Genomic DNA, 13,062 nt, shown 5'->3' on the forward strand with positions numbered 1-13,062 from the left:
GCCGACGCCCGCCTCGCCCTCGCCGCCCCGGCCCTGCCCGGGGCGGTTGTCTGTCAACAGGACCGCGTCGGTAGATGCTGCAGATTCCCACCGAAAACATCTGGATCGCACTGGCGGTCACCCTTGCGGCCGGCCTGGCGACCGCCATCGGCAGCCTGATGGTGCTGTTCTCGCGGCGGCCCAACCCGCGCCTGCTGGCCTTCGGCCTGGCCTTCGCCGGCGGCGCGATGGTCTATGTATCGCTGTCGGAAATCCTCAACAAGTCCATTGCATCGTTCGCCTTGGCCTATGGCGAGCGCACCGGCTTCACCTACGGCACGCTGGCATTCCTGCTGGGCGTGGTGGCGATCGTGCTGATCGACCACTTCATTCCCAATCCGCATGACAGCCTGGACAAGCAGGACCCCGCGTTCCGCGAGAACAGCCGCGAGTACCTGAAGCGGGTCGCGCTGCTGACCTCGATTGCGATCACCGCGCACAATTTCCCGGAAGGGCTGGCGACCTTCTTCGCGACACTGGAGAGCCCGTCGGTGGGCATGCCGCTGGCCTTCGCCATCGCCATCCACAACATTCCCGAGGGCATCGCGATCGCGGTGCCGGTGTACTTCGCCACCCAGAACAAGTTCTATGCGTTCAGTGCCAGCCTGCTGTCCGGCCTGGCCGAGCCGGTGGGCGCGGCACTGGGCTACTGGCTGCTGTCCGGATCGCTGTCGCACGCCACCTTCGGCTGGGTGTTCGGGCTGATTGCCGGCGTGATGGTGTTCCTGGCGCTGGATGAGCTGCTGCCAGCGGCCAAGCGCTATGCCAAGGGCCACGAGACCGTATACGGGCTGGTGGCTGGCATGGGCACATTGGCGATCAGCCTGGTGCTGTTCAAGTGGTGAGGGGTTGCCGGCCAACGGGCTGAGCCCCCTCGCGGCTGGCGGAGCGAGATGCCGGGGTTGGGCCGGGCGAGGTGGGTTTGCGGGGGACGCCGTAAACCAATCCATGGGGGCTTGGCAGCCGTTTTCAGGGGGCCAGATCAGTCCGCGGCATGGATGCCGCGGCCAAGCCCCCAAGGACGGGTTCACGGCGTCCCCCGCCAACCCATCCGGACCGACCAAAACCGGAATACCGCTTTGGACGCCAGCCGCGAGGGGGCTGCGCCCGTTGGCCGGTCAGCCCCGCAGGGGCTACTTCAGCCGGTCCAGCGCCTCGACCAGCTCCTCGGCCAGCGGCGCGTTCAGCACGTACGGGGTCTTGCCATCGTCCAGCGCGAACTCCAGCGATGCCGCATGCAGGAACAGCCGCTTCAGCCCGATCTGCTCACGAAGCCGCTTGTTGACCGCCGGATCGCCGTACTTGTCGTCACCGGCCACCGGATGACCCAGATGCTGGGCATGCACGCGGATCTGGTGGGTGCGACCGGTCTCGATGCGCACTTCGCAATAGGAATGACCACCGCGGCGCTCCAGCACCCGGAAGTGGCTGATCGATTCCTTGCCGATCGCGTTGACCTGCACATGGCGCTCGCCGCCCTGGCGCAGGCCCACGTGCAGCGGCGCATCCACCGTCATCACGCCATCTGGCATGCGCCCGGCCAGCAGGGTCAGGTAGCGCTTGCGGATGCCGGCGCCGTGGTCTTCACGCAGCAGGGCCTGCAGTTCGCTCAGCGCCGAACGCTTCTTGGCCACGATCAGCAGACCGGAGGTGTCGCGATCCAACCGGTGGACCAACTCCAGGGTCTGGCCCGGGCGCAGCGCCCGCAGCGTCTCGATGGCACCGAAGCTGATGCCGCTGCCGCCATGGCTGGCCACGCCGGTGGGCTTGTTCAGCGCCAGCAGGCGCGCATCCTCGAAGACGATGGCCTGCTCCAGCCGGCGCATGAACGCCTCGGGCGGGCCCGCCTTGTCTCCTTCTTCCGTGAGACGGACCGGCGGCACACGCACCTCATCGCCCGCCTCCAGCTTGCGTTCGGCCTTGGCACGGCCGCCATTCACGCGGACCTGGCCGCTGCGCACCAGCTTGTAGACCAGGCTGCGCGGGGCGCCCTTGAGCTGGCCCAGCAGGAAATTGTCCAGGCGCTGGCCGGCACGGTCCTCGGGAACGGTGATCATGCGCACCGAAGGCTTGTCGCCGGCTGGCTTGGTGGGGTCTGAGGCAGTCATCTGGCTGTTTATTCTGTTACACTCGGGGGGCGAGATAAGGGATTGATTTCGTTGGAAGTTACTCAGGGCCAGAAGCCCAGCTTCCGACGAATCCGGCACAGTGCGCGACCACCGCCCGCGGGGCGGCCATGTTAGCGGCTCACCGGCCTTCCCGGCCATCGCCGGATGCCTGACACGCAACCGTGCTGAACATGTCCCGCGTGGCGCTCCAGCCTGGCTGACAGCTGCCTGCGGCCCTGCAACACCCAAAACCCATAAGAGTGAAGCGCTCCCGCGGCCTGCCGTGGTGTCGTAGCGCTGGAAACCCAAGCCGCCCTCCCCGCGCTTGCGCGAATGGGCGGCGAGCCGTGTCCAGAGGCGAAACCCCATGGCGTTCCGCGCGGTAGCCGCTTGCGAGGAACGCAACAATGAAGCGAATGCTGATCAACGCCACGCAGGCTGAAGAGCTGCGTGTTGCCATCGTGGATGGCCAGTCGTTGTATGACATCGACATCGAACAGCCGTCGAAGGAACAGAAGAAGTCCAACATCTACAAGGGCCGGATCTTCCGCATCGAGCCCTCGCTGGAAGCGGCCTTCGTCGAATACGGTGGTGGCCGCCATGGCTTCCTGCCGCTGAAGGAAATCTCCCGCGACTACTTCCAAGCCGGTGTCGACCACAACAAGGCCGGCATCCGCGAACTGCTCAAGGAAGGCCAGGAAATCGTCGTCCAGGTCGACAAGGAAGAGCGCGGCAACAAGGGCGCTGCCCTGACCACGTTCATCTCGCTGGCCGGCCGCTACATGGTGCTGATGCCGAACTCGCCCAGCGCCGGCGGTGTTTCCCGTCGCATCGAGGGCGAAGACCGTGCCGCCCTGAAGGACGCGCTGGACAAGCTGAACATCCCCGACGACATGGGTGTGATCATCCGCACCGCCGGCGTCGGCCGCGATGCCGAAGAGCTGCAGTGGGATCTGGACTACCTGCTCAACGTCTGGCGCGCCATCGCCGACGCCGCGCTGAGCAAGCCGGCCCCGTTCCTGATCTACCAGGAATCGCGCCTGATCGTGCGCGCCCTGCGTGACTACCTGCGCGCCGACATCGGCGAGATCCTGGTGGACACCGAGGAGATGTACGAGCACGCCCGCGAGTTCATGCAGCAGGTGATGCCGCAGACCCTGCGCAAGCTCAAGCATTACAAGGACGACATCCCGCTGTTCAACCGCTTCCAGATCGAATCGCAGATCGAAGGCGCCTACGAGCGCAACGTGCGCCTGCCGTCGGGCGGCTCGATCGTGGTCGACCAGACCGAAGCGCTGACCGCCGTCGATGTGAACTCCTCGCGCGCCACCAAGGGCAGCGACATCGAGGACACCGCGTTCCAGACCAACCTGGAAGCGGCCGAAGAAGTGGCCCGCCAGCTGCGCCTGCGCGACCTGGGCGGCCTGGTGGTGATCGACTTCATCGACATGGCCTCCAACAAGCACCAGCGCGAGGTCGAGAACCGCCTGGCCAACGCGCTGAAGTACGACCGCGCGCGCGTGCAGGTCGGCCGCATCTCGCGCTTCGGCCTGCTGGAAATGAGCCGCCAGCGCCTGCGCCCGAGCCTGGGCGAATCCAGCCAGATCGTCTGCCCGCGCTGCGACGGCCACGGCCGCATGCGCAGCGTCGAGTCGCTGTCGCTGTCGATCATCCGCGTTGCCGAAGAGCACGCGATGAAGGAAAACACCGGGCAGGTGCTGGTGCAGGCCCCGGTGGAGATCGCCAACTACCTGTTGAACGAGAAGCGCAGTGCGCTGCGCGAGATCGAACGCCGTCACGAAGCGCCGATCGTGATCGTTGCCGACGAGCAGCTGCACACCCCTCATTACACCGTGACCCGCCTGCGCGAGAACGAGCTGGGTGAAGAGAGCAACAAGCCCAGCTACCAGCGCGGCACCCCGCGCAAGCTGCCGGTGCATGCCCTGACCAAGGGCCAGCTGAACATCCCGCCGCCGGCAGTGACCCAGGTCAAGCACACCTCGCCCGCCCCGGTGCGCGAGGAAGCAGAACCGGCCAAGGCGGCGCCGGCCCCGGTCGCCGCAGCGCCGGTGGCAGCGGCCCCGAGCGGTGGCGTGATCGGTTGGCTCAAGCGCGTGTTCGGTGGCGAACCCGCGCCTGCCCCGGCGGCGGCTGCGCCAGCGGCGCGCCAGCAGCAGGAAGGCGGCCGCAAGGACCGCAACAAGGATCGCAACAAGGACCGCAAGGACCGTCGCGACGACAATCGTGGCAATGGTGGCAACGGCAACGCGCAGCAGCAGAAGGACGGCGGCAACCGCAAGGACCGCGGCGAGCAGCGCAAGGACGGCCGCAACGGCAACAACGGCAATGCCCAGCAGCAACCGCAGCAGGGCAAGCAGAAGGAGCCGCAGCAGAAGGATGGCCAGCAGCAGCCGCAGCAGAACAAGCCGCGCAACGAGCAGCAGGGCCAGAACCAGAACCAGCAGCAGCCGAAGCTGAAGCAGCCCAAGCAGCCGCGTCCGCAGCAGCAGGACGGCGACAAGCCGGCCGACAAGCCGCAGCGCAATGCCGCCGAGGCGCCGGTCGATGCAGTGACCGCAGCCGCCGCCGTGGCCGCGACCGCCGTTGCCGCCAACGTGGTGACCGCGCAGGAAGGTACGGCTCCGGCCGCACCGGTGGCCGAAGTGGGCCTGGCTGATGCAGCACCGGTGGCCGACACCGCGGTCAACGCTGATGCCGACGCCGTTGCCGTGTCCGGCGACGATGCGGCAATCGACGCCGCAGGCGAGCAGGCTGGCGAAGGCGCGACCCGCCGTCGTCGCGGTCGTCGCGGTGGCCGTCGTCGTCGCCGTGGTGGCGCCGAGAACGCTGCCGGCAGCGATGCCCTGGGCGATGACCAGGATGACGCCGACGAAGGTGATGACAGCGACAGCACCGACCCGGTTGCCGACGGCAGCGCCGAGGCCACTCCGGTGGCCGTGGCGCAGCCGGCCCGCTCGCAGCCGGAATTCGATTTCGATGACGAAGCCGAGCCGGCGACCGTTGAAGCCGAGAAGCCGGCCCGTGCTGCCGCCGCCGTGGTTGCCGCGCCGGTTGCGGTGGTGAGCAGCGCCGTGGTCGATGCCGCAGCGCCGGTCGTGGCCGAAGCACCGGCACCGGTCATCAAGGCCGAGCCGGCGCCGCAGCCGGTTCAGACCAGCATGCTGGATCAGATCGACGCCGCAACCCCGGCCCAGCCGGCGGCACCGATCGCTCCGGTGGCTGAAACCAAGCCGGTTGTCGAGGAGGTCGCCGCGGTGGCCGCGCCGGCACCGGTGGTGGTCGACGCTGCGCCGGTGGTGGAAGCGGCTCCGGTCGTTGAAGCCAAGCCGGCGGTTGCCGAAGCCGCACCGATCGTGGCCGACGTCATTCCGGTGGTTGAAGCCGCTCCGGTGGTGGAAGCGAAGCCGGTGGTCGAGGCCGTCCCGGTGGTCGAAGCTGCACCGGTTGTGGAACAGCCGGCAGCACCGGTGGCCGTCGAGGCCGCGCCGGTCGAAGCTGCCGCTCCGGTGGCTGAAGCCGTGGTGACGCCGTCGATCGACCCGATGGCCGATGGCCATGCCGATTCGGCCAGCCAGGCCGCTGATGCCCAGGCATCGAACGAAGACGAAGAAGCTGCCAAGCGCACGCCGCCGGCGAACTGATCGTTCTTTGATCGCGTAGAACGAAACGGCGGGGATCGATGATCCCCGCCGTTTCTGTTTGTGCCGTACCGTGATGTGGTGGCCGACCTTGGTCGGCGCCGTGGTTCGTGCCAACCCAGGTCGGCACCTACCGAAGCGGGTGTTGCTCAGGGCTTGGGGGCGAACTGCAACCGAGTCCAGACGCCGTAGTGGTCCGACGCCCAGCGGCCGCTGTCGTCGGGCTGATCGAACAGAATCTTCGCTTCGCGCGCGACCATCGCGTCCTGCTGGAAGAAGATGTGGTCGATGCGCGAGGGCGCCTGGTAATAGTGACGGTTCAAGGTGCTGACGCCGGCCAGATCGGTGTTGACGTGCACGCTGCCGTAGCTGTCGCCGTAATGGCTGCGCAGCTCACTCAGATCGCCGGCATCGACCAGCGCGTTGAAATCGCCAGCGATCACCACCGGCGCACCGGCCGAGGTTTCGGTAATGAAACGCAGCAGGTCCTCCACCTGGGTGCGGCGGATGCGCTGGCCGTTCTCGTCGCTGCGCTCGTTCAGATGCGTGGCATAGACGTTCACCGGCGCGCCATCGACGTCGATGCGCAGGTGCGCCACCGTGCGGTAGTCGTCCAGCGGTTTCAGCAGATGATCGCCGCGCGCCAGGATCGGGCGCCGGGTCAGCAACGCATTGCCGTAGCGCTTGGGTGCACCGACCGGATCGGTCGACACGAACACATACTGGTAGCCCAGCTGGCTGGCCAGCCATTGGGCCTGGTTGCGCACGTTGCGGCGCTGGATCACCTCCTGCAGGGCCACCGCATCGGGTTGCAGGCGCTTGAGCTCGGCCAGAATGGTGCGGCGGCGGCTCGGCCAGTCCTCGCGGTCATGGTGCAGGTTGAACGTGACCATGCCCATGCCCGCAGCGCTGGCAACGTCGGTCGCCGCAGTCGTGGCCGCTGGCTCGGCCGGCAGCACAACGCCCGGCAATGCCAGCGCAATCGCCAGCCCCAGGGCGCGCACCGATGCGCGCGCCCTCGCCCCCTGCTCCCTCATGGTTACTGCCCCTTGCGTTCGGCGCGGCGCACCGCGCTCGGTACATCGATTTCGACCCGCGCCGGCAGCTGGTGCACGTGCAGCTCCCTGTTGATCCACTCGGCCGCTTCGCCGTTGATGGTCGCCTCGCCCGGATCACCGGCGTACGGCCACGGCAGCACCACGCCGCCGACCGGTGGCAGCAGGCCCGGCTGCACCTCCAGCACCAGCTGCTTGTCACTGCGCTGCAGGCGGTAGTTGAGCTGGCCCTGCGGCGTGCGCAGACCCTGCACGGCGATGCCCTCGCCCTGCAGCCACGACGTCGGCACGCCGGCAGCCAACACCAGTGCATCATCCATGTCACGGTTGTAGGCAAACATGTCCAGCGCCGAACGCACGAAGTCCGACGCCACCCAGGCATGCGGCAGGTCACCGACGAAGAACGGCTTGCGCGGCGTGCGCGAGACCACTTCGGCCCACTGGTTCCAGGCCTGCGGCGTGCGATCCCTGAAGAAGAACTCGGTGGCCTGCCAGGCACGATCGCGCCAGCCCAGGCGCACGAACGCGGCCACATTGCGCCACTCGTACGGGGTGTAGTCCTTCCATTCGCGCTTGCCGTCGCGGCGGGCCACGAACTCCTTCCAGTAGCGCTCGAAGGTCGCCTCCAGCGCCTGCTGCGGCAGACGGCCCTGTTCGCCACCCGGCGCCAGCGCGATGGTGGTGGAGGTGGCATCGAAATCGCCCAGCTCGGCCGAACCCGGCAGGTAATCGATGTGGTGCTGCTGCATCGCCGACAGCAGCGACGCCTGCAGGTCATCACGGAACTGGTCCCGCGATTCGGCCATCTGCATCGCCTCGACCTTGCCCAGCTGGGCGGCCAGCAGCGCCGCGTCCTTGTAGCCGCGCAACGCCCAGAAGTTGTCCCAGTACGAATGCATCGGCTTGGCCGAATAACCTTCGTGGCTGATCGAGGCCGGCATCATGCCGTAGAAGGCCGGGTTGCGCGCACGGTTCTCTTCGGTGCGCTCGCTGGCGCGCAGCTGCTCCATGTAGGTATAGGCGCCCTGCACATGCGGCCACATCAGCTCGGCGAAGGTGCTGTCACCGGTATAGCGCCCATATTCGGCAATGCTGTAGATCAGCTCGCCGTGGCTGTCGTTCTCCGGCACCGGGTCGCTGCCGCGCGCATCGACGCAGCACGGCACCTTGCCGTTGTCGAACTGGAACGGCGCATACCAGTTGATGTAGTCACGCACCGCGTCGCTGCGACCCATGCGCAGCAGGCCTTCGGAAATCATCGCGCCATCGCGGATCCAGCTGCGCGCATACGAACGCGTGCCGGGCTGCAGGCGCGGGCCAACGCGCGAGATCAGCATGTGCGCGACGGCGGTGCGCAGGGTGTCGACCAGCGCCTGGCCGGCGGCGGGCACCTGCAGCGAGACCACGCCCAGCTTCTGCCGCCACTGCTCGGCCACCTGCGCCTGCGCCTTGGCCACGTCCAGCGCCTTCGGCGCCCAGCCACCGGTCTGCGGCAGCACCACCGCCACTTCCCGGCTCTGCCCCGGCTCCAGCCTGATGGTGTACAGCAACGCACCCGAGGCCATGCCGGTGCTGTCCTTCACTGCGGTGGTGGCCGGGTACTTGCCGTCGGCCAGGTGCATCGCATCGAGCTTGCCGTCGAAGGTGCTGGCAAAGCGCGCGTCGGGCACCTGCAGGGGATACACGCGCGGCTCGCCGTTGATCCGCACCAGCTGATCGCCGACATCCAGCGCATCGATGCGGCTGAAGCCGCCGACGGTGTTGAGGAACTGCGTGGGCGGATTGACCTGCCACGGGCGGATCGCCAGTGCCAGGGTGTATTCGTGCGCCACCTTGTCCGGGTTGCTCAACCGGTAGCGGCCGATCAGCTGCGCACGCTCCGGGGTGCCCTGCACGAAGCTGGTCACCGCCAGCCCGACCTTTTCATGCACCCAGTCGACATTGGCGATGGGCAGGTAATGGTCCTGCAGCGACTGGGTGATGGCGACCTTGGACCAGTCCAGCAGCTTGCCATCGAGGCGGATGAACGGCTCGATGCTGAAGCTGCCCTTGGCCGGCTCCAGCGCGCCGTCCTCGCTGATCAGCGCCTGTTCCTGGCCGCCGTCGAGGCCGAGCAGGGTCCAGTAGGGTTGTTCGCCCACATAGGCGCGCGGCAATGATCCGCGTGGCAGGTCGGCGGCCACCGAGGACAGGAAGGCATTCGGCGTTGCGGCAAAGGCCAGCGGCTTCAGTGCGATGTCACGGATGCCGTAGCGCCAGTTCGGGCCGTCCTGCAGATCGAAGCGCACGTAGCGCGCATCGGTATCGGGCAGCGCCAGCCAGTCACGGCCACCGGCACCGCTGGTCACCTCGCGCACGGTGCGCCAGTCACGGCCATCTTCCGAGGTACGCACGGTATAGCGGCGCGCTTCCAGGTTCGGCAGCCAGTCGATCACTGCACCGCCGATCTCGCGGCTCTTGTGCAGGTCCAGGCTGATGGTCTGCTGCTTGACCCCGCCACTGATCCAGAACGTATCGCTCTTGCCGTCGATCATGCGGTCCTGCAGAGCGGTGGCGGTATCGGCAATCACCGAGGGCACCAGCGCCGAATCGTCCTGCGGCGGCAGGCCCTGCAGGGTGAGCTTGTCGAAGCACACCGTGCCACGGCCGCCGACCTTGCTGTAGATCGTGAACTCGACGGCGGCGCTGCGCGCCAGCTCCTTCTCCGGCGACGGCCCCCACGCCTTGTCGATCTGGCGTCGACGGTATTCGACCGGCGTCCACGCCTTGGGGAAGCTGTAGCCGGGGCGGTTGACCCACCAGACGTTGTCGCCGCTGGCATCGATCAGCTTGAACTGCAGGTCGTTGGCCGGCGAATCGCCGCGCAGCTGGAAGCCGAAACGGTAGTTGGCCGGGTATTGAATGTTCAGCGCGCGGCGGATGCCGACGTAACCGGAAACCTCATGGAAGTCGTAGTCCAGGCACAGCGCGCGGCCACCGCCGGCGCCACTGACCGGGCGCAGCGAACCGCTGACCTGGTCGGACAGCACCAGCTTCCAGGCGCCGATGTCGTCGAAGTCGTCCAGCACCTTCGGTGCCGGCAGCGCCGGGGGTGCGGCGATCGCCAGGGAAGTCCACAACAGGCCCAGTCCAACGGCGATCACTCGCTTCATCCCTTGACGCTCCCCAGCAACAGACCTTGGATGTAGTACCGCTGCAGCACCAGGAACAGCGCCAGCACCGGGACCACGGTGACCACCGCGCCGGCCATCATCATTTCCACGTCCATGATGTGCTCGCGCGAGAGGGTGGCCAGCGCCACCGGCAGAGTGTAGTGCTCCTGATCGGTCAACACGATCAACGGCCACATGAAATCGTTCCATGCGCCCATGAAGGTGAAGATCGCCAGGGTCACCAGCACCGGCTTGAGCATCGGCAGCACGATCTGGAAGAAGATGCGCAGCTCCCCTGCCCCGTCGATGCGGGCCGCCTCCAGCAGTTCATCCGGGATCGAGCGCGCGTACTGGCGCACCAGGAAAATGCCGAACACGCTGGCCAGCGCCGGCACGATCACGCCACCAAAGCTGTTGACCAGGCCGAGCTGCTTCATCAGCAGGAACAGCGGCAGCATCGCCACCTGCGCCGGAATCACCAACGCCGCCATCAACACCTGGAACAGGCGCTCGCGGCCGACGAAGTTGAGCTTGGCGAAGGCATAGCCGGCCATGGTGTTGAGCAGCAGCGAGCCGAAGGTGATCGCCAGCGAGACCAGCAGGCTGTTGGCGAAGTTGCCGCCCATGCCGGTACGTGCGAACAGCTCATGGTAGTTGTGCGTGGTGATGCTCGAAGGCAGCAGCGGCGGCGGGAAATGGCTGGCCTCGCCCTGCGGCATGAACGAGACCGACACCATCCACAGCAGCGGCGCCAGGCTGACCAGGGCCAGCACCAGCAACGCGCCATTGATCATCCACGGGTACCAGCGCGACTGGCCGATTTCACGACTCATACCAACTGCCTCTTGCGGCCAAAGCGGAGCATCACGGTGGTCACCGCCAGGATGATCAGGAACAGCAGGAACGCCACCGCCGAGGCGCGTCCCAGGTTCCACCACTTGAAGCCTTCCTCGAACATGAAATACAGCACGCTGACGGTGCTCTGCAGTGGGTCGCCGCGGGTCATCACGTACGGCTCGGCGAACAGCTGGAAGTAGCCGGACACGGTAATGACACCGACCACCAGCAGCACCGGCCCGAGCATCGGCAGGGTGATGTGCAGGAACTGCTTCCAGCGCGAGGCGCCGTCGATGCGCGCGGCCTCGTACAGGTCATGCGGGATCGCCTGCAGGCCGGCCAGGAAGATCACCATGTTGTAGCCAAAGTTCTTCCATACCGCGAACAGCATGATGGTCGGCATCGCCCAGTTCGGGTCACCCAGCCAGTCGATCGGGCTGATGCCCAGATGGCCCAGCCCGTAGTTCACCAGGCCGTAGCTGGTATGGAACAGGTAGCGCCAGATCACCGCCACCGCCACCAGCGTGGTCACCACCGGGGCGAACAGTGCGGTGCGGAACAGGGCCTTGAAGCGCGCCGCCGGGGCGTTGAGCAGCATCGCCGCGCCCAGCGACACGCCGATCGACAACGGCACGCCGATCAGCACGAAGTAGGTGGTGTTCCACAGCGACTTCCAGAACATCGGTGTCTGCAGCAGGTCGATGTAGTTGCCCAGCCCGACGAAGCGCAGGTTGCTGCTGTCGGCCAGCGCATACAGGTCGAAGTCGGTCACGCTCAGCGCCAGCGCCGAGGCCACCGGCAGGCCGAAGAACACGCCCAGCACGATCAGCGAAGGGCCGGCGAAGATCCAGCCGGCAAGCGAAGTACGTTTCATTGCGCGCTCCCGGCGGCCACGGCACTGCTGGACTGCGACGACGGTGCGCGCTGCTGCAGGCGTTGTTGTTCATGCATCCAGCGACGCTTGGCCAGCACCTTGTCCACGCGCTGGTCGAGCTCTTCCACCGCTTTGTCCTGCGCCAGGCCACCGCGCACCACCTTCTCGGTGACGATGCGCATTTCCTGCACGATGCGCTCCCATTCGAGCACCTTCGGCGTCGGCTTTACCCGCTCCAGCTGGTCTCGGAACGCCGCAGCCAGCGGATCATTGGCCAGCGACGGCGCGCTCCAGGTGCTGCGGCGCGGCGGCAGGTCGCCGATGATCGAATGGAAACGCGCCTGGATCGCCGGCCGCGACAGGAACTCGATCAGCTTCCAAGACGCTTCCTTCTGCTGCGACTTGCGGAAGATCACCAGGCTGGTGCCACCGGCGATGCCGGCACCGGGGCCATCCGGGCCGGGAAGGGCCGCGGTACCCCACTGCCCTTCCAGTTCCTTCGGCTGCAGCTTCTTGAACTCGCGGATGTTCCAGGGGCCGGAAATGTAGAACACGTTGAAGCCGCGGAAGAACTCGTCCCAGACGTTGGAGATCTGTGTCTCGGACATCTTCGGCGCCCAGCCCTGCTCGAACATGTTGGCGTAGAAGGCCAGCGTGCGGCGGAAGCCCGGGCTGGCGAAGTTGCCGCGGGTATCGTCGTCGCGCAGCAGCGGGTCGGGCTGCTGCAGCGCCAGCGACAGCTGCTGCTCGAACTCGTTGATCGGCATCAGTACCGCGTAACGGTTCGGGCCCTGCATGCGCTTGATCGCCGCCATCTGCTGGTCCCACTCGGCCCAGGTACGCGGCGGGTGGTCGTAGCCGGCCTTGGCCAGCAGGTCCTTGCGGTAGTAGATCAGCCGCGTATCGACGTACCACGGCACGCCGACCAGCTCGCCATGGATCACGTTGGTATCCCAGATGCCCTGGAAGTAGTCCTTTTCATCAACCACCGCCGAGTGATCGACAAACGGCTGCAGCGGCGTCAGCGCATCGAGCTCGGCAAACTCCGGCACCCAGGTGTTGCCGAGCTGGCAGACATCGGGCAGGCCGTCGGCGGCGAACGCGGTCAGCAGCTTCTCGTGCGCTGCCGTCCACGGGATGTTCTGCACATCCACCTTGATGCCGGGGTTCTCGGCCTCGAACTCGTGGATCAGCTCGCTGACCACCTCCGCTTCGCGGCCCATCGCCCAGAAGCGCACGGTGGTGGTACCCGGCTCGGTGCGTGCGCAGCCGGCCACGGCCAGGGCGGCCAGGGCAGGCAGCGCCCAGCGGCGCAGGCGGTCGATCCAGTTCGGCACC

General features: G+C 67.0%; 8 protein-coding genes. 2 read left to right on the plus strand and 6 right to left on the minus strand.

Translation table 11 applies throughout. The features are described from left to right. The first annotated feature begins 74 nt into the window (after positions 1-74). Positions 75-884 (plus strand): zinc transporter ZupT, encoded by an 810-nt coding sequence (gene zupT, locus AC5YGJ_RS07385; protein WP_249843503.1) that lies wholly within the window; start codon positions 75-77, stop codon positions 882-884. A 288-nt stretch (positions 885-1,172) separates the two neighbouring features. Here zupT and AC5YGJ_RS07390 read toward each other — a convergent pair whose 3' ends face one another. Then, positions 1,173-2,147, minus strand: a complete 975-nt coding sequence (locus AC5YGJ_RS07390; protein WP_249843502.1) for an RluA family pseudouridine synthase — start codon at positions 2,145-2,147, stop codon at positions 1,173-1,175. 407 nt (positions 2,148-2,554) lie between these two features. Here AC5YGJ_RS07390 and AC5YGJ_RS07395 point away from each other — a divergent pair, with 407 nt between their 5' ends. Continuing rightward, positions 2,555-5,809, plus strand: coding sequence for an Rne/Rng family ribonuclease (locus AC5YGJ_RS07395; protein WP_496186178.1), 3,255 nt, complete (start codon positions 2,555-2,557; stop codon positions 5,807-5,809). 146 nt (positions 5,810-5,955) lie between these two features. Here AC5YGJ_RS07395 and AC5YGJ_RS07400 read toward each other — a convergent pair whose 3' ends face one another. From AC5YGJ_RS07400 to AC5YGJ_RS07420, 5 genes are read right to left on the minus strand one after another with little or no spacing between them, the layout of a single operon-like run. Beyond that, a complete protein-coding gene (locus tag AC5YGJ_RS07400) occupies positions 5,956-6,843 on the minus strand; it encodes an endonuclease/exonuclease/phosphatase family protein (protein ID WP_496186179.1) in 888 nt (295 codons plus the stop codon). A 2-nt stretch (positions 6,844-6,845) separates the two neighbouring features. Beyond that, entirely contained in the window at positions 6,846-10,013 is a 3,168-nt protein-coding gene (locus AC5YGJ_RS07405; RefSeq protein WP_496186180.1) for a discoidin domain-containing protein, read from the minus strand. Beyond that, complete coding sequence (locus AC5YGJ_RS07410; RefSeq protein WP_057495576.1) at positions 10,010-10,846, minus strand: carbohydrate ABC transporter permease; 837 nt, start codon at positions 10,844-10,846, stop codon at positions 10,010-10,012. The genes AC5YGJ_RS07405 and AC5YGJ_RS07410 overlap by 4 nt, the downstream gene beginning before the upstream one ends. Next, positions 10,843-11,724 (minus strand): carbohydrate ABC transporter permease, encoded by an 882-nt coding sequence (locus AC5YGJ_RS07415; RefSeq protein ID WP_005410323.1) that lies wholly within the window; start codon positions 11,722-11,724, stop codon positions 10,843-10,845. Before AC5YGJ_RS07415 ends, AC5YGJ_RS07410 begins: the two co-directional genes overlap by 4 nt. Next, positions 11,721-13,061 (minus strand): sugar ABC transporter substrate-binding protein, encoded by a 1,341-nt coding sequence (locus AC5YGJ_RS07420; RefSeq protein ID WP_249843497.1) that lies wholly within the window; start codon positions 13,059-13,061, stop codon positions 11,721-11,723. Before AC5YGJ_RS07420 ends, AC5YGJ_RS07415 begins: the two co-directional genes overlap by 4 nt. Position 13,062 lies beyond the last annotated feature (1 nt).

This window comes from Stenotrophomonas sp. CS3K5, from assembly GCF_059515225.1.

Coding starts and splice junctions, on each gene's coding strand:
- zupT (WP_249843503.1), top strand. CDS start 75: ATGCTGCAGATTCCCACCGAAAACATCTGGATCGCACTGGCGGTCACC.
- AC5YGJ_RS07390 (WP_249843502.1), bottom strand. CDS start 2,147: ATGACTGCCTCAGACCCCACCAAGCCAGCCGGCGACAAGCCTTCGGTG.
- AC5YGJ_RS07395 (WP_496186178.1), top strand. CDS start 2,555: ATGAAGCGAATGCTGATCAACGCCACGCAGGCTGAAGAGCTGCGTGTT.
- AC5YGJ_RS07400 (WP_496186179.1), bottom strand. CDS start 6,843: ATGAGGGAGCAGGGGGCGAGGGCGCGCGCATCGGTGCGCGCCCTGGGG.
- AC5YGJ_RS07405 (WP_496186180.1), bottom strand. CDS start 10,013: ATGAAGCGAGTGATCGCCGTTGGACTGGGCCTGTTGTGGACTTCCCTG.
- AC5YGJ_RS07410 (WP_057495576.1), bottom strand. CDS start 10,846: ATGAGTCGTGAAATCGGCCAGTCGCGCTGGTACCCGTGGATGATCAAT.
- AC5YGJ_RS07415 (WP_005410323.1), bottom strand. CDS start 11,724: ATGAAACGTACTTCGCTTGCCGGCTGGATCTTCGCCGGCCCTTCGCTG.